Origin of the sequence: Nocardioides candidus (assembly GCF_041321175.1) — a bacterium.
Taxonomy (GTDB): Bacteria; Actinomycetota; Actinomycetes; order Propionibacteriales; family Nocardioidaceae; genus Nocardioides.
In genome coordinates, this window is the sequence record NZ_JBGGWC010000006.1 from 1 (window position 1) to 15,969 (window position 15,969).

Consider the following 15,969-nt stretch of genomic DNA (forward strand, 5'->3'; position numbering starts at 1 on the left):
GTAGCGCAGGCCAATTGAGAGCCACACCCCGAAGGTGGGCAGCCGAATTGAGAGCGACAACCCCGGACACCTCGACCGAGCCTCGTCAGCCCCGATCGTGCGGTCAATGAAACAAGCAGCCGAGTTGCGAATCGCGTCACCGTGTCGGGCACGGTCATGATGTGGCGATGAAGCCTGGGCACCTGATCGATGTAGCGCTTACTGACGAAGAGCGGCGCTTTCTCAGATGCGGCCTTAGCGAATGGGGCGGTCCAGCGCGCTGCACAGACGCGCTTGCGTTCGCGATGGGGTTCCGCGACGTGACCAACCTCCATGAAGAGGGCCACCTGATCTGGGAACGGCTAGGTCGTCACGAACCCATGTCGCGACACGATTGGGTTCGGAGCCTCCTAGCAACCGAGATCGTCTTCGCGAGCAATGTCGTCGGATCGGGTTGGGACTGGTCCATTACGACGGGTTTCTCGGATGAGACCTCGGTGCGCCTGTTGCGCAGTCTTCAGAGGAAGGTTCCGATTGGCGGACGAAGCCGTTGGCGAGACACGTTCGACGCAAGCGGACCGAATGCAGAGTGAGAACCTGACGTCGAATGTGCACGACGGCGCGCTACTGCCGCTCGGCGTGCGCTTTGGACCGCTGGTCGGCACACACTGACCGGGCATTTCATCTGTGCGCATGCAACCATTTGGCATGGCGCGCCGTCGCATGACTGTGAGAACCTCGTTCGTCATCGCCATCCTGCTGGTGGTGTCGACGCTCGCCGCGTGCTCCTCAGATCACACGCCGGACCCGAGCAGGAGCGGCGCAGGGACAACGTTGAGCCAGGACGAGATCGCCAAAGCCGAGGCAGTCGCCCGCCGCGTCATCGCCGAGCAAGGGGCCTCCGTGTCGAGCGCCTCCGTCATCGGGCGCCAGGGGAAGATCGAAAGCTCGAACACCGGCCACGTCTGCGCGTCAGGTCGCGAACTTCTGATCAGATTGATCGGCACATTCCCGAACACAGTGACAACCGGACACCTCGTGCCGCCAGGCAGCCCGACCCCAGACTTCACGGTTCGCGCCATGAACATCACCGTCGACGCAGAGTCCGGGCAAGAGTGCCTGATCGGTGTGCAGACGGGCGAGAACGGCGAGGTCAAGGCGCTACCCGGTGCCACGGCACTCTCGATCAGTTAGGACCGCCGACGCAGGTGCACGCTACTGCCGCTCGGCGTGCGCGGTGTCGCACGCTACTGCCGCGTGGTGTGCGCGGTTCTCGTGGCGGTCTTGGGTACGGGGCGGCGGCTCTCGGGTGCCCAGGGGCCCCGCGTCGGCGAGGTACGAGCCGGGGTGGGGGTGGGCACGCCGCCGTACCGATTCATTCGGTCTTGGCCCCGGTGTCGGTGGTGTGTTCTAGCCTCGGTTGCGAGCACGTGGATAGATCGTCCCGGTTGTTGATGTTGCGTCCCGGGGGCCACGAGGGCTGAGCCGTCTGAACGGTCCTCGGGAGTGTGTGGCCAAAGGTTCGACGGAATGAGAGTGCTCGTCAGGACTGGTTGACCTGGCCGCAGGCGCTCCCCGGTCGGGACGGATCTGTCCGTGGCGCGTCTGCGGTCTTTGGCGCGATTTGGGTCGGGGTGTCGGCGTTGGGTGTCAGCATGGGTGCACCTCAACGATCGAGACCTGGCGTCAGCTGACGAACCCGTATCTCTGAACAGGTCTGTGAGGAGATCTGCGGCCAGGCGGGGGCTGCGTACTGACTATCCGTACGCGCCCTGCGAGGTCTCGTTGTTCGCCACTCGTCTGTCCTGGCTCTGTCGCTCAGGCTGCTCGTCGTCGCAGCCACCTGAGCCGAGGTCGTCGCACGGGCAGGGGCAGGTGCCATTGGCTGGCCTCGGCGCGGGCCTGGTCGAGTGCTTCTCGTCGCAGGTTGGCTTGTCGGGCGGCTTGGCGGGTGATGCCGAGTGCTCTGCCGATGTCGGCCCAGGTGGCTCCGTCGGTGCGGGCTGCGTCGATGAGGAAGTTTGTTGCGGTGTCGAGGGTGTCTCGGGCGTGTCGGAGCCGCTCGAGGTGCTCCAGGGGGCGCTGGGGGCCTTGTCGGGTCGCGGCCAGGGTGTCGATGGTTCGTCCGGTCCACCAGCGGGCGTAGGTGCCGGCGGGGGTGCTGATCGCGGGAGCGTAAACCGATATTCCGCGTGGCCGGCTGGGTGGTCGTCTGGTGGGCGTAAACGTCGGTTTTCGCCATTCGATAACGCGCTAACTGTAGTTAGCAAAGTGAACTCGGGGGAGTCGTGGTCGGCGCGCCTGGGGGACGGCTCCTTGATTAGTTGTTACATATCCCGACGAGAGCACCCCGACGGCCCTTCGTCGGTGCTAACTGAAAACGCAAACGACCCCCGCGAGGTTGCAGCCTCCGGGGGTCAGATCACCAGGACGGATGAGGTCCAGTGGCGACACTGACAGTCTACGAAAACGGCTGCTCGGCTGGCCGTGGCAACGGCGCTCCGACAGGCGGCGCGAGAGGCAAGGTGGACGGCTGGTCGGCCGCATCGGTGCGGCGTCACAAGCACTGGCTGTGGTCGGTGATCGTGGACGATCTGAGCGGCGACGGCTACGGCGTGACGCTGACGCTGCGGAACACACCGGAGACGCATATCGAGTGGGCCGCGCTAGTAGCTCGACTCCATCGGGCGTTCCGAGAGGCCGGTCTGCTGCGGTGGCACTGGGTGGTTGAGTGGCAGCGTCGGGGGACTCCGCACCTGCATCTGGCGGTGTACGCCCCTCCTGGGTGGGAATCGCCGATAAGTGACATTATGTCAGTTCACGTTGCTTAGCCGCCCCTACCGGCGGACCATGCGGCGCCCCACCCCCACCGGTTCCGTCTTCGACGCTCCGTCGAACCGGAAGCCTTGCCGCTCGTAGAAGGCGATCGCGCGATCGTTCCCGTCGAGCACCCAGAGATACGCCGCCGCAGTCTCGATCGCCTCGGTCAGCAGGGCGTGACCGACGCCGCGGCCGTACACGTCGGCGCGAGCGTAGAGAGCCCAGACCTCCAGGTCCGGGAGCTCCGGTTCCTCCTCGTCGCGTCGCGGCCCGGTGCTGACGAAGCCCAGGAGGCGGCCGTCGGCGTCGTCCCATGCGAGAAGCGTCTCGCTCTCAGGACGAGGGATGTTCTGGGACCAGCGGACGACGCGTTCCGAACGGCTCTGGCGCCTCTCCTGCAGGATGTCCTCCGTGATGAGGTGACCGTACGCCTCCTCCCAGACATCGAGGTGCAGATCGGTCAGGGCCTCGGCGTCGCTGACTGCGGCAGGTCGGATGAGCACGCGCAAGGCTAACCAGCGCCCTCCGCCTGTAACGCCCGCGCACTTCTTGGTCGAGGACACACTTCTCCCAGGAGGAACGATGACGACGGACGACACCTGGACCGACGCGCACGGCGCGGCGGTCGCCGACGCGGCTCCCCCCGTCGACGAGCTCGACGACCGCCAGCTGGAGGCGAGCTGGGCGCAGGTCGCCGGCGCGATGGGATCGAGTACGACGCCACGCCGGCGCCGCCGGCTCGTCACCGCCGGGGTCGTGACGGTCGCGGCGGTGGGCGTCGCCGGGTCGGCCGCGGCAGGCGTGCTCGACTGGCACACCGGACACACCGGCCAGGGTCCGGTCGACCGGGAGGACCGCCGGCTCGGCGGTCCCGGCGAGCGGATCGACCTGTCGGGGGACGACCTCGCGCAGATCATCGTCGACGTCACCCAGGACGTCCCGTTCCCCTCCGACCGGGCCCGCCGGATCTCCAACCACACCCAGTACGTCGAGCTGCGGACGAACGCTCCCGACGAGTCGGCCTCGACCGGGGCGATCCGCGGATTCACCGCCGACGACGCGATCTGCTCCTGGGCCAACGCCTGGGCGGGCGCCGTCCGCAGCGGCGACGACGACGCGCGGGAGGCTGCGGCCGCCGTGCTCATGGAGGCGGGCACCTGGCCGGCCGTGAGCGATCTCGACACCAAGCTGGAGATCCGTCGCCCGCACGTCACCGTCGTCATCGACGGCAAGCGCCAGCGGGTCGTCGCCGACGACGACACGAGGTTCGCCTACCTGACGCTGGTCCAGGACGCGGCGGACGGCCGCTCGATCCCGGCGATGGGCGACGCGCTCGCCCTCAACGTCCGCTGCATCCCCGGCCTGGTCCCCGATCTCCCCCAGGCGATCCCCGCCGAGATGCGTCCCTGATGACACGCGTACAGATCTCGGCGGCGGAGTTCGAGCAGCTCTATCGCGCCACGGCGGGCGAGGTGCACGGCTACCTCCGACGCCGCGTCGGCGACGACGCCGCCGACCTGCTCTCCGAGGTCTATGTCGTGGCCTGGAGGCGGCGCGGCGACCTGCCGGGCGAGGACCTACGGCGAGCCTGGCTGTACGGCGTCGCGCGCCGCCTGCTGCTGAGTCATCACCGTGGCGTCGCCCGCACTGCCGAGGCCGAGCGGTCCGTCGCTCCCCCGGTCGACGACGACGGCGAGAGGGCCGAGGGGCGGGCGGCCATCGTGCGGGAGGCGCTCGCTGCGCTCAGCGAGAGCGATCGCGAGCTGATCCAGCTCACCGAGTGGGAGGGCCTCAGCGCCAGCGAGGCCGCCCTGACCATCGGCATCAAGCCCGGCACGGCGCGCGTGCGGCTGCACCGGGCGCGCGGGCGCCTCGCCGCCGATCCCCGGCTCCGCGCCCTGGTCGGCGCGGAGCTCACCGGCCGGCGGCCCGAGGCGTGACGATCACGTCGACCGCGACCAGCTCGGTCTCCGACGTACAGCTGTAGGCATGGGGCACGTCGGCAGCCCAGCCGTGGTGGGTGCCGGCGACCAGCTCGTGGACGGTGCCGGCGACCTCGATGGTGCCCTCCCCCGCCAGCACGATCACCTGCTCGGTCACGCCACGGGCGTGGGCGGGTGAGGGACGGGTGGCGCCCGGGCGCACCCGGATCAGGTAGACCTCCGTCGTGCTGTGCTCGTCCTGCCGCACGTGCAGCCGCAGCGACGTGAGTGCCTCGTCCCCGACCTCCTGCTCCCCCGGGTCGACCAGCGCCGCCAACGGCACGCCGAGCGGGCCCGCCAGGGCGTAGAGGGTGTCGAGCGTCGGGTTCCGCCGGCCGGTCTCCAGCTCGGAGAGCGTGGCCTTCCCGATGCCGGCCTCGGCAGCGAGCGCGCTCAGCGAGAGCCCGCGCTCGCTCCGCACGGCCCGGATCCGGGCTCCCGTCGACGCTCCGGTGGTGCTCATCGCGCCCCGTCCCCTAGTGTTCGGTGAACCGAACGTTCCGCAAACCGAACGAGAGTCGAGCGTACTCCGCCCATGACCCGCTACGGAAGCACCCTCACCCCTGTCGTCGCCGGCGTGGTGGCGGCCGTCGTGGGAGCCAGCAGCTCGCTCGTCGTCGTGCTCGCCGGCCTCACCGCGGTCGGCGCGACCGCCGGGCAGGCCGCGTCCGGGTTGGCGGCCCTCTGCGCCACGCAGGCGATCGGCATGATCTGGCTCAGCGTGCGGCACCGGATCCCCGTCTCCCTGGCGTGGTCGACCCCGGGCGCGGCGCTGCTCGTCTCGACCGGAGCGGTGGCCGGCGGCTGGTCCGCCGCCGTCGGCGCGTTCCTGGTCTGCGGAGCCCTCATCGTCCTGACCGGGCTGGTCCCGCGACTGGGCGACCTCGTGGCATCGATCCCGGTGCCGCTCGCCCGCGCGATGCTCGCCGGCGTGCTCCTCCCGCTCTGCGTCGAGCCGGTCGTGGCGCTCACGGACTCGCCCACCGTTGTCGCGCCCGTCGTCCTCACCTGGCTGCTGGTGCTGCGTCTGGCGCCACGCTGGGCGGTGCCTGCCTCGCTGGCGGTCGCGCTCGTCGTCGTCGGGGTCACCGCGGGCGACCGGGTCGCGCTCGGGGACCTCGCACCGTCGCTCGCGTTCACCGCGCCCGCGTGGAGCGGCGCCGCCGTGATCGGCCTCGCGCTCCCGCTCTACATCGTGACGATGGCCTCGCAGAACGTCCCGGGCGTCGCCGTCATGAAGGGGCTCGGCTACCAGGTGCCGTGGCGGGAGTCGATGGCGGTCACCGGCATCGGCACGCTGGTCGCCGCGCCGCTGGGCGGCCACGCGGTCAACCTGGCCGCGATCACGGCCGCCCTGACCGCCGGCCCGGAGGCGGGACCGGACACCCGGCGGCGCTGGCTCGCTCCCGTGGGCGCGGCCGGCACCTACCTCCTCCTCGCCGCGGGGTGCGGAGGGCTGACCGCCCTCGTCGCCGCAGCGCCCGACGGCGTCGTCCAGTCAGCGGCGGGCCTCGCGCTGCTCGGCACGCTGGCGGCGTCCCTCCGGGAGGCGCTCGCCGACGACGACGAGCGCGTGCCCGCCGCGGTCTGCCTCGTCGTGGCCGCCTCCGGCATGACCGCGCTCGGGATCGGCGCGGCGTTCTGGGCGCTGGTCGCGGGTCTCGTCGTGCGCCTGGTCACCCGCCGGCCGGCACCGGGGCCGACACCGGCACCCGGATGATCAGGCGCCGAGCTCCTGCAGCGCGGGCAGCACCTCGGCGCAGACCCGCTCGGTCCACACCACCGGGTCGTTGCCGTGCGGCGTCAGCGTCACGAGGGTGATGCCGAGGGCGGCGTACTCCCCCATCAGCGCGACGAACCCGTCGGGGTCCTCCAGCGGATCGACGGCAGTGATCATGGTCTTGCGGATCGCGTCGTAGTCGGTGCCGGCCGTCTCGCAATGACCGCGGAGCACCGAGAGCTTGTGCTCCATCACCTCCGGCGACTCGCCGAAGATGTTGCACCACTGCGCGTAGTCGGCGACCATCCGCAGCGTCTTGCGCTCCCCCGCACCGCCGATCATCACCGGCGGGTGGGGCTCGGCGAGGGGCGGCGGCACGCAGACGGTCTCGGCGAGCTGGAAGTGGCGGCCGTCGTAGGGACCGTCCTCGTCGCTCCACATCTGCAGGCAGATCTGCAGGATCTCCTCGAGCCGCTCGAACCGCTCGGCCATCGCGGGGAAGGGCACGCCGAGGCCGAGGTGCTCACGCTCGTACCACCCGGCGCCGAGCCCGAGCAGCGCGCGCCCGCCGGAGAGCCGGTCGAGCGTCGTGACCGTCTTCGCGAGCAGCCCGGGGTGGCGGTAGGTGCCGCCCGTCACGAGCGCGCTGAGTCGGATCCGGTCGGTGACCGCTGCGAGGTGGGCCAGCGTGGCGTACGCCTCGAGCATCGGCTCCGGTGGCCCGCCGAGGTTCTCCATCTGGAACCAGTGGTCCATGACCGTGAAGAGCTCGGCTCCCCCGGCCTCGGCCGCCTGGGCGGTCGCGACCAGATGGTCGGTCAGCCGGGTCTCCCACGAGGGGTAGGAGAAGTTCGCATAGTGAACGCCGAGTTCCACAGGGCCACCGTACGCACCGCCGCAACCGCGAGGTGTCTACGATTCCCTTCCATGCGCGCACGCTCGTTCACCCGCCCGGCCCTGGTGGCCGCTTCCCTGACCGTCGCCCTCAGCCTCGCCGCCTGCGGCGGGGCCGACCCGGACACTAAGGCCAGCGACGACACCACCCCGTCGAGCTCCCAGCCCTCCGACGCGACGACCACCACGACCACCGCGACGGAGACGACCGCGGCGCAGGGCTCCTGCGACTACCCGTCCGACGGCTCGTCCTCCGACGTGAGCGCGCCCCCGGCCGCGCCCTCGGTCAGCGGCACGGTGACCGCGACCGTCACCACGTCGGTCGGCGACCTGACCTTCGACCTCGACGCCGACCGCACCCCGTGCACCGTCAACTCGTTCGTCTCGCTGGCCCAGCAGGGCTACTTCGACGGCACCCACTGCCACCGGCTCACCACCTCCGGGATCTACGTCCTGCAGTGCGGCGACCCGACCGGCACCGGCGCCGGCGGCCCGGGCTACTCGTTCGGCGACGAGCTCGACGGCACCGAGACCTACGGCGCCGGCACCCTCGCGATGGCGAACGCCGGCCCCAACACCAACGGTTCGCAGTTCTTCATCGTGTACGACGACAGCCCGCTCCCGCCCGCCTACACGGTCTTCGGCAAGGTGGACCAGGCGTCCGTCGACATCGTGACCGACGTCGCGAAGGCCGGCTCCGACAACTCCAACGGCCAGGGCGACGGCGCGCCCAAGACCGAGGTGAAGATCGACTCGGTCAGCATCGGCTGACCTCGCGGGGACGTCAGAGGGGGAAGCGGACCCCCGTCAGCTCCTCCGAGACGTCCCACAGCCGCCGGGCGAGGTCGGTGTCCTCAGCGACCTTGCTCCGGCGCGCAGCCGCCGGCCACCCGTGGAACTCGAAACGCCCGTGCGGCCCGATGTAGGTGTCGCCGGGCACGTCCATCGTCGCGGCGTAGACGGTGTTGAGCGCACCCCGCCAGGCCGGCATGCTCACCAGCCGCTGGCCGTGGAACCCGATCCAGGTGAGCACCGGGTTGCCCGACCCGCTGGTGATGTTCGTCGATGACGCGCCCGGGTGCGCACCGACCGCGCGGACCGACGAGCCGACGGCGGAGAGGCGTCGCTGGAGCTCGGCCATGAACAACAGGTCGGCGAGCTTCGACTGCGCGTAGGCGGTGTAGGCGCGGTAGGGCCTCTTCTCCCAGGCGAGGTCGTCGAGGTCGATCCCCTTCGCCCGACGGTGCTCGCGCGAGCTGGTCACGACCACCCGGTCGCGGATCCGCGGGAGCAGCAGGTTGGCGAGCGCGAAGTGCCCCAGGTGGTTGGTGGCGAAGTGCATCTCGACGCCCTGCGGCGTGAGCCCGAAGGGTGCCCCGAGGACGCCGGCGTTGTTGACCAGGACGTCGATGCCGTCGTACTCCTCCTGGAGCGCAGCGGCGAACGACCGCACCGAGTCCAGGTCCGAGACGTCGAGCTCGCGTACGACGACCCGCCCCTGGTCGTGGCCCGGGACCTGCCGTGCGGCCGCCTCCCCCTTGTCGAGGTTGCGGCACGCCAGCACGACCTCGGCGCCACGCGAGCCGAGGACCCGCGCCGCCTGGAAGCCCACGCCGCTGTTGGCGCCGGTGATCACGAAGCGTCGGCCCTGTTGCGCAGGCACGGCAGTCCACGGTCGCATGGACCGAACACTAGGGTGCTTTACCGTGACCAGGTGGCGAAGTCTGACCCGTGACGAGGCGACCGCGCGGAGGTCGCTCCTCGCGATCCAGCACTACGACGTCCGGCTCGACCTCACCGGGGACGACACCGTCTTCCGGTCGGTCACGACGATCCGGTTCGACTCGCGCGGCGGGGAGACGTTCGCCGACGTCCGACCCGTCGCGCTCCACCGCGCGACCCTCGACGGCGCCGACCTCGACCCGGGCTCGCTGGTCGAGGGCCGCCTGCCGCTCCACCTGTCACCGGGAGCCCACGAGCTCGTCGTCGAGGCGACGATGCCCTACCGCAACGACGGCGAGGGACTGCACCGCAGCGTCGATCCGGTCGACGGCCGCGCCTACCTCTACGGCATGTGCTTCATGGACGCCGCCGCCACGATCTTCGCCTGCTTCGACCAGCCCGACCTGAAGGCGCCGTACACGCTCCACGTGACGGCGCCCGACGACTGGCTGGTGGTCGGCAACGCTCGGGCGGAGGAGGTCGGCGCGGGCGACGGCGCGCGCGAGTGGCGCATCGGCCCCACTCCCCCGCTCTCCACCTACTTCGTCACCGTCGTCGCGGGGCCCTACGTGCGTGCCGACGCCGAGCACGACGGCATCCGGCTGTCGCTGAGCGCCCGCGCGAGCCTGGCGGGCCCGCTCGAGGCCCAGGCCGAGGAGCTGTTCACCGTGACGCGGCAGAGCTTCGACGAGCTGCACCGGCTCTTCGGGGTGCGCTACGCGTTCGGTGACTACCACCAGGCGTTCGTGCCCGAATTCAACGCGGGGGCCATGGAGAACCCCGGTTGCGTCACGATCCGCGACCCGTTCCTCTTCGACGGGCCGAGCACACGGGCGGAGCGCTCCTACCGAGCAGCCCTCATCGCGCACGAGATGGCGCACCAGTGGTTCGGCAACCTGGTGACGCCGCAGTGGTGGGACGACCTGTGGCTCAACGAGTCCTTCGCCGAGTACGTCGGCTACCGGGTCGCCGCCGACGCCACCGAGTACGACGACGCGTGGGTCGACCAGTCCTACTCCCGCCGTGTGTGGGGGCTCACCGCCGACCAGCGGCCGACGACGCACCCCGTCGCCGGCAACGGGGCCGTGGACGCGCTCGCCGCGCTCCAGGACTTCGACGGCATCTCCTACGCCCGCGGTTCCAACGTGTTGCGGCAGCTGGCCGTGCGGGTCGGCGACGACGTGTTCTTCGGCGGCGTGCGCGACCACTTCGACCGGCACCGCTTCGGCAACGCCACCATGCACGACCTCTTCGAGAGCTGGACGAGGGCGGGGGCCGGCGACCTCGACGGCTTCGTCCGCGACTGGCTGCTCACCCCGGGTCCCGACGTGCTCACCCTCGACCGGGCGGCCGGGGTGGTCGTCCGCACCCCGCCGGCCGCCTACCCCGCCGAGCGCCACCACCGGCTGCTCGTGGCGACCCGCGGGCCCGAGGGGTGGCGGCGCGAGCCGTTCGAGGTCACGGGAGGCACGACGCCGTACTCCGTGGCACCGGAGGTGCCGGTCCTCCTCGACGCCGACGAGACCACCTGGGCGGTCACGCCGCCCGACCCGGTCACGATGGCCGCGCTGCCGCGGCTGCTGCACACGCTCGATCCCCAGCTGCGGGCGACGATGTGGAACAGCGTGCGGCTCGGGCTGGCCGACGCGCTCATCGACCCGGCCGCCGTGGCCGACCTCCTGGCGGTCGCACCGCCGGTCGAGGACACGGCGGACAGCGCGCGGCACCTCATGCCCTGGGTGCTGGGCACGGTGCTGCCGCTCGCGCCCGACGGCACCCTCGACCGCGTCCACGCCGGCCTGCGCGCCGCGGTGGAGCGCGCGGGGTCCGATCCCGAGCTCCGCCTCTCCGCCTTCCGCGCCGTCGTCGCGACCGCCACCGACGCGGAGGCCCTCGCCCGGTGGACGGAGGGCGCCGGCGTCCCCGACGGCATCGAGGCCGACGCCGACCTGACGTGGCGGGTGCTCGTGCGGCGCGCCGAGCTGGGCCAGGTCAGCCGCGCGGACCTCGACGCGGCGCTCGCCGCCGGTCCGACCGGTCACGCCCAGGTGGAGCACACCCGCGCGGTCGCGTCGCTGCCGACGCAGGAGGGCAAGGAGTTCGCCTGGGCGCGCCTCGTGGGCGAGGAGTCGGTGCCGCTCTACGAGATCCAGGCGGCCGGTCACGGGCTGTGGCGGCCCGGCCAGCAACACCTCACCCAGCAGTACGTCGGCAGCTACTTCGAGAGCCTGCCGACCGTGGTCGCGCACCACCAGGGGTGGGTGCAGCCCGATGCGGTGGAGGCGTTCTTCCCGATCACCCACGTCGACGAGACCACGCTCTCGCAGGCCCGGTCGGCCCTGGAGCTCGACCTGCCGGCGGCCGCCCTCCGGCGGCTGCGTGACTGCGTGGACGAGCTCGCCCGGCGCTGCGCGGTGCGCGCCGCCTTCCCGCGGTAGCCGCCCCGGTAGTAGCCGCCCCGGGCGCCGCCTCCCGGGTTTCGCCGGACCCTGCTGATTGACTGGCTGCATCATGGAATCCATCGCTCTGCTGCTCCTCGGTCTGGTCGTCGGCGTCGTCGTCGGATGGGTGGTCCGCACCCGGACGACGCCTGCTCCGCCGGTCGTGGAGCCGGTCGACCCGGGCGAGGCGCCGGAGGTCGTCGCGGCCCGCCACCAGGCGGTGGTGGAGCAGCTGCGCCGCCAGGAGGCCGAGGCCCGGGCGGAGATCCAGGCCGACCTCGCGTCCGCGCAGGCCAGCGTCGACGAGCTCCGCGACGCGCTCGCGGCGGCGCGGCAGCAGCACCAGGAGCTGCTCGCCCAGCACCGGTCCGCCCAGCAGGTGCGCGAGCGCGCGGAGAACGGCCAGACCCAGGTCCTCAAGACCCTCACCCCGGTCGTCGAGCACCTCCGCTCGATGCAGCGCAAGGTGGACGACCTCGAGAAGTCGCGGGTGGCCCAGCACGCCGAGCTCGCCACCCAGATCCGGCACACGCAGAAGTCCGTCGAGGAGTCGCGCAAGGCCGCCGACACGCTGGCGTCGGTGCTCAAGAACAACGCCGTGCGCGGCGCCTGGGGCGAGACCCAGCTGCGCACGCTGGTCGAGACCGCCGGCCTGCTCAACCGGGTCGACTTCGAGCTGCAGGCGTCCGTCGACGCCGACTCCGGCGCGCGCCGGCCCGACATGGTGATCAACCTGCCGGGTGGCAAGCAGATGGCGATCGACGCCAAGGCGCCCTACAACTCCTTCATGGACGCCCACCGCGACGGCATCGAACCGGAGGTCCGGGAGCGGCTGCTGCTCGACCACGCCCGCAAGGTGCGCGGTCACGTCGACGTGCTCGCCCGCAAGGGCTACTGGACCGGGCTCCCGGTGAGCCCTGAGTTCACGGTCGCGTTCATCCCCAACGAGCAGCTGCTCAACAGCGCGCTCGACGTCGACCCCTCGCTGATGGAGCACGCCTTCCAGCAGGGCGTCGTGCTCGCCACACCGACCAACCTCTGGAGCATGCTCAAGACGGTCGCGTTCACCTGGAAGCAGGAGGCGCTCACCGAGGACGCCCAGGCGCTCTTCGAGCTCGGGCAGGTGCTCTACCGGCGCATCGTCAAGCTCGCCGAGCACGTCGACAAGCTCGGCCGGTCGATCCAGCGCAGCGTCCGCGACTACAACGCCTTCACGGGCTCGCTCGAGCGCTCGGTGCTCCCCGCGGCGCGCAAGCTCAACGCGGCCGAGCCGCTCGCCACCCAGCTGCCCGCCCCGGCGCCGATCGAGGAGGCGCCGCGGTCCATGACGAGTCCCGACCTCGAGGCGATCGCCGACCTCGACCGTGACGAGCTGACCTTCGACTTCGACGTCGAGGCGGTCGACGCCGAGATCGTCGAGGACGACCGCGACGCCGGCTGACCGCGCCGAGGTAGTTTCAGGGCATGCCCGAGCTGGACAGCACGTTCCTCTCACTCCCCTACCGCAGCCTCGGGGAGGTCGCCCTCGCTCGCGCCGCCGAGCTCGGCGCCGAGCACGCCGACTTCCGCTTCGAGCGGATCCGCTCGCAACGGATCCTGGTCCGTGACGAGGCGCTCCAGGGCGCGGCCGACGCCGACACCGTCGGCTTCGCGGTGCGGGTCGTCCACGGCGGGGCCTGGGGGTTCGCCGCCGGGGTGGTGCTGAGCGAGGCGGAGGCCCTCCGGGTCGCCGACACGGCGGTCTCGGTCGCCAAGGTCGCCGCCGCGATGACGACCACGCCGGTCCGGCTCGCACCCGAGCCGGTCCACGACGACGTCACGTGGGTGTCGGCCTACGAGATCGACCCCTTCGCCGTCAGCACCGCCGACAAGGCCGACGTGCTGATCGACTGGACGGCCCGGCTGTGCCGCGGCGCCGCCGTCGACCATGCCACCGCGTCGCTCTACGCGGTGCAGGAGAACAAGTACTACGCCGACCTCGCCGGCACGCGCACCACCCAGCAGCGGGTGCGGCTCCAGCCGGGGTTCGAGGCCATGGGCGGCACGTCGGACGTCTTCGACGCGATGGCGAGCATCGCGCCGCCGGTGGGCCGCGGCTGGGAGTACGTCGTCGGCGGGTCCCGCCTCTCGGACGGAGGTGCGGCGTGGGACTGGGACGCCGAGCTCGACGAGGTGCCCGAGCTGCTGGCCGAGAAGCTGAAGGCACCGAGCGTCGAAGCGGGTCGCTACGACCTGGTCATCCATCCCTCGAACCTCTGGCTCACCATCCACGAGTCGATCGGCCACGCGACCGAGCTCGACCGTGCACTCGGCTACGAGGCCAACTACGCCGGCACCAGCTTCGCGACCCCCGACCATGTGGGCAGCCTCCGCTACGGGAGCGAGGTCATGCACGTCACCGGTGACCGCACCGTCGAGCACGGCCTCGCGACGATCGGCTACGACGACGACGGGGTCGCCACCCAGCAGTGGGACATCGTCCGCGACGGCGTCCTGGTCGGGTTCCAGCTCGACCGCCCGATGGCGGCCCTGATGCCCGAGCTGAGCGCCGAGCCCGGGTCGGGGCGGTCCAACGGCTGCGCCTACGCCGACTCCCCCGGGCACATCCCCATCCAGCGGATGGCCAACGTGTCGCTCCAGCCCGCCGCCGACGGACCCGGCACCGACGACCTCATCGGCCGCGTGGAGCGCGGGCTCTACGTCGTCGGCGACAAGTCGTGGTCGATCGACATGCAGCGGTTCAACTTCCAGTTCACCGGCCAGCGCTTCTTCCGGATCGTCGACGGGCAGCTCGCGGGTCAGGTGCGCGACGTGGCCTACCAGGCGACGACGACCGACTTCTGGGGTGCGATGGAGGCGGTCGGCGGGCCGCAGACCTGGGAGCTGGGCGGTGCCTTCAACTGCGGGAAGGCGCAACCCGGGCAGGTCGCGGCCGTGAGCCACGGCTGCCCGTCAGCGTTGTTCCGCGACGTGCGGATCCTCAACACCACCGAGGAGGCCGGCAAGTGAGCGCCGTACCGACCCCGCAGGAGCTCGTCGAGCGCGCCCTGGCCGCGTCGACCGCCGACGACTGCGTCGTGATCGTCCGCGACTCGACCAGCGCGAACCTGCGCTGGGCCAACAACACGCTGACGACCAACGGCCAGATGAGTGCGCGCCGGGCGACCGTCGTCTCCTTCACCGCGTCGGGCGCCGGCACCGCGGCCGCCTCGGCCAGCGGGAGCGCGACCACGGTCGACGAGGTCACCGCACTGGTCAACGCGGCGGATGCCGCCGCCCGGGCGGCCGATCCGGCCGACGACGCGCGGCCGCTCCTCGGCGGCCGGACCTCCGAGGAGTGGGACGCAGCCCCGGTCCCGACCGACATCACGGTCTACGACCGGGTCGCGCCCGCGCTCGGGGAGGCCTTCGGCCGGGCCGCGGGCGAGGGACGGATCCTCTACGGGTTCGTCGACCACGACCTGACGACGACCTACCTCGGTTCGTCCACGGGCCTGCGTCTGCGCCACGTCCAGCCGACCGGTCACTTCGCCTGCACCGCCAAGGACAAGGACCTCACCGCCAGCGCCTGGCTGGGCGCGGCGACGACCGACTTCAGCGACATCGACCCGCTGGCCCTCGACCTCGAGCTCGCCCAGCGCCTGCAGTGGGCCCGGCGCCGGGTGGACCTGCCGGCGGGTCGCTACGACACGATCCTCCCGCCGACCGCGGTCGCCGACCTCATGGTCGACACCTACTGGTACGCCGGCGCACGCGACGCCTGGGAAGGGCAGTCCGTCTACAGCCGCCGCCCGACCGGCACCCGCATCGGCGAGCGGATCGCGGCCCCCGGTGTGCACCTCCGCTCCGACCCGGCGGCCGCCGGACTGGAGTGCCTGCCGTTCGCCGTGGTGGGGGCGTCAGACTCCGACAACTCGGTCTTCGACAACGGGCTGGCCCTCGGTCGCACCGACTGGATCCGCGACGGCGAGCTCGCCTCCCTGGTGCAGACGCGGCAGACGGCGGACCTGACGCAGCAGCCGGCGACGCCGTACGTCGACAACCTGGTCCTGGAGGTGGACGGTGGCTCGGGCACGCTCGACGATCTCGTCGCCGGCACCGAGCGCGGCCTCCTGGTCACCTCGCTGTGGTACATCCGGCTGGTCGACCCCCAGAGCCTGCTGCTGACCGGCCTCACCCGCGACGGGGTCTACCTCGTCGAGGGCGGCGAGATCACCGGGGCGGTCAACAACTTCCGCTGGAACGAGAGCCCGGTCGACCTGCTCGACCGCTTCTCACACGCCTCCGCGACCACCCGCAGCTTCAGCCGCGAGTGGGGCGCCGACTACTTCCCGCGCACCGCCACCCCCGCGCTGCGGATCCCCGACTTCAACATGTCGAGCGTGTCCCAGGCCATGTAGCGGGTACCGCG

Annotated in this window: 14 protein-coding genes; 10 read left to right on the top strand and 4 right to left on the bottom strand. The window is 71.6% G+C overall.

Features of this window, described 5'->3' with window-relative positions:
- The first annotated feature begins 687 nt into the window (after nucleotides 1–687).
- Together ACAX67_RS20940 and ACAX67_RS21685 are read left to right on the top strand one after the other, a co-directional pair.
- Complete coding sequence (locus tag ACAX67_RS20940) at nucleotides 688–1,173, top strand: hypothetical protein (RefSeq protein ID WP_370705845.1); 486 nt, start codon at nucleotides 688–690, stop codon at nucleotides 1,171–1,173.
- A 1,421-nt stretch (nucleotides 1,174–2,594) separates the two neighbouring features.
- Complete coding sequence (locus tag ACAX67_RS21685) at nucleotides 2,595–2,810, top strand: rolling circle replication-associated protein (protein ID WP_527891050.1); 216 nt, start codon at nucleotides 2,595–2,597, stop codon at nucleotides 2,808–2,810.
- Nucleotides 2,811–2,816: 6 nt separating this feature from the next.
- Here the strand turns inward: ACAX67_RS21685 and ACAX67_RS20945 are convergent, their stop codons facing one another.
- Nucleotides 2,817–3,302, bottom strand: a complete 486-nt coding sequence (locus ACAX67_RS20945) for a GNAT family N-acetyltransferase (RefSeq protein ID WP_370705846.1) — start codon at nucleotides 3,300–3,302, stop codon at nucleotides 2,817–2,819.
- Between the two features lie 79 nt (nucleotides 3,303–3,381).
- Between ACAX67_RS20945 and ACAX67_RS20950 the strand changes: the two genes are divergently transcribed.
- Both ACAX67_RS20950 and ACAX67_RS20955 read left to right on the top strand, forming a co-directional pair.
- A complete protein-coding gene (locus ACAX67_RS20950; RefSeq protein WP_370705847.1) occupies nucleotides 3,382–4,209 on the top strand; it encodes a hypothetical protein in 828 nt (275 codons plus the stop codon).
- Nucleotides 4,209–4,739, top strand: coding sequence for an RNA polymerase sigma factor (locus ACAX67_RS20955; RefSeq protein WP_370705848.1), 531 nt, complete (start codon nucleotides 4,209–4,211; stop codon nucleotides 4,737–4,739). Before ACAX67_RS20950 ends, ACAX67_RS20955 begins: the two co-directional genes overlap by 1 nt.
- Here the strand turns inward: ACAX67_RS20955 and ACAX67_RS20960 are convergent.
- Nucleotides 4,714–5,244, bottom strand: a complete 531-nt coding sequence (locus ACAX67_RS20960; RefSeq protein ID WP_370705849.1) for a helix-turn-helix domain-containing protein — start codon at nucleotides 5,242–5,244, stop codon at nucleotides 4,714–4,716. The two genes, ACAX67_RS20955 and ACAX67_RS20960, sit on opposite strands and share 26 nt — an antisense overlap.
- Nucleotides 5,245–5,316: 72 nt before the next feature.
- Here ACAX67_RS20960 and ACAX67_RS20965 point away from each other — a divergent pair, with 72 nt between their 5' ends.
- On the top strand, nucleotides 5,317–6,501 hold the full coding sequence (locus tag ACAX67_RS20965) for a benzoate/H(+) symporter BenE family transporter (protein ID WP_370705850.1): 1,185 nt from the start codon (nucleotides 5,317–5,319) through the stop codon (nucleotides 6,499–6,501).
- Here ACAX67_RS20965 and ACAX67_RS20970 read toward each other — a convergent pair whose 3' ends face one another.
- Nucleotides 6,502–7,377: an LLM class F420-dependent oxidoreductase gene (locus tag ACAX67_RS20970; RefSeq protein ID WP_370705851.1), complete on the bottom strand. Its 876-nt coding sequence runs from the start codon at nucleotides 7,375–7,377 to the stop codon at nucleotides 6,502–6,504.
- A 51-nt stretch (nucleotides 7,378–7,428) separates the two neighbouring features.
- Between ACAX67_RS20970 and ACAX67_RS20975 the strand changes: the two genes are divergently transcribed.
- Nucleotides 7,429–8,166 (top strand): peptidylprolyl isomerase, encoded by a 738-nt coding sequence (locus ACAX67_RS20975; RefSeq protein ID WP_370705852.1) that lies wholly within the window; start codon nucleotides 7,429–7,431, stop codon nucleotides 8,164–8,166.
- Nucleotides 8,167–8,179: 13 nt separating this feature from the next.
- On the opposite strand, the gene ACAX67_RS20980 is transcribed toward ACAX67_RS20975, so the two are convergent.
- The gene (locus ACAX67_RS20980) at nucleotides 8,180–9,076 is read right to left on the bottom strand and encodes an oxidoreductase (RefSeq protein ID WP_370705853.1); all 897 of its coding nucleotides are present in this window, start codon (nucleotides 9,074–9,076) and stop codon (nucleotides 8,180–8,182) included.
- A 25-nt stretch (nucleotides 9,077–9,101) separates the two neighbouring features.
- On the opposite strand from ACAX67_RS20980, the gene pepN reads away from it, so the two are divergent.
- The 4 genes from pepN to ACAX67_RS21000 all read left to right on the top strand — a co-directional run bounded on the left by pepN (nucleotide 9,102) and on the right by ACAX67_RS21000 (nucleotide 15,958).
- Entirely contained in the window at nucleotides 9,102–11,555 is a 2,454-nt protein-coding gene (pepN, locus tag ACAX67_RS20985) for an aminopeptidase N (RefSeq protein ID WP_370705854.1), read from the top strand.
- Nucleotides 11,556–11,628: 73 nt separating this feature from the next.
- Nucleotides 11,629–12,999: a DNA recombination protein RmuC gene (locus tag ACAX67_RS20990; RefSeq protein ID WP_370705855.1), complete on the top strand. Its 1,371-nt coding sequence runs from the start codon at nucleotides 11,629–11,631 to the stop codon at nucleotides 12,997–12,999.
- A gap of 23 nt (nucleotides 13,000–13,022) precedes the next feature.
- Nucleotides 13,023–14,567, top strand: coding sequence for a TldD/PmbA family protein (locus tag ACAX67_RS20995; protein WP_370705856.1), 1,545 nt, complete (start codon nucleotides 13,023–13,025; stop codon nucleotides 14,565–14,567).
- Nucleotides 14,564–15,958 (top strand): metallopeptidase TldD-related protein, encoded by a 1,395-nt coding sequence (locus tag ACAX67_RS21000; RefSeq protein ID WP_370705857.1) that lies wholly within the window; start codon nucleotides 14,564–14,566, stop codon nucleotides 15,956–15,958. Before ACAX67_RS20995 ends, ACAX67_RS21000 begins: the two co-directional genes overlap by 4 nt.
- The last annotated feature ends 11 nt before the right edge of the window (nucleotides 15,959–15,969 follow it).

Bases quoted from the DNA above. Each gene is read 5' to 3' on its own strand.
- ACAX67_RS20940 (WP_370705845.1), top strand. From the start codon at position 688: ATGGCGCGCCGTCGCATGACTGTGAGAACCTCGTTCGTCATCGCCATC.
- ACAX67_RS20950 (WP_370705847.1), top strand. From the start codon at position 3,382: ATGACGACGGACGACACCTGGACCGACGCGCACGGCGCGGCGGTCGCC.
- ACAX67_RS20955 (WP_370705848.1), top strand. From the start codon at position 4,209: ATGACACGCGTACAGATCTCGGCGGCGGAGTTCGAGCAGCTCTATCGC.
- ACAX67_RS20960 (WP_370705849.1), bottom strand. From the start codon at position 5,244: ATGAGCACCACCGGAGCGTCGACGGGAGCCCGGATCCGGGCCGTGCGG.
- ACAX67_RS20965 (WP_370705850.1), top strand. From the start codon at position 5,317: ATGACCCGCTACGGAAGCACCCTCACCCCTGTCGTCGCCGGCGTGGTG.
- ACAX67_RS20975 (WP_370705852.1), top strand. From the start codon at position 7,429: ATGCGCGCACGCTCGTTCACCCGCCCGGCCCTGGTGGCCGCTTCCCTG.
- ACAX67_RS20980 (WP_370705853.1), bottom strand. From the start codon at position 9,076: ATGCGACCGTGGACTGCCGTGCCTGCGCAACAGGGCCGACGCTTCGTG.
- ACAX67_RS20990 (WP_370705855.1), top strand. From the start codon at position 11,629: ATGGAATCCATCGCTCTGCTGCTCCTCGGTCTGGTCGTCGGCGTCGTC.
- ACAX67_RS20995 (WP_370705856.1), top strand. From the start codon at position 13,023: ATGCCCGAGCTGGACAGCACGTTCCTCTCACTCCCCTACCGCAGCCTC.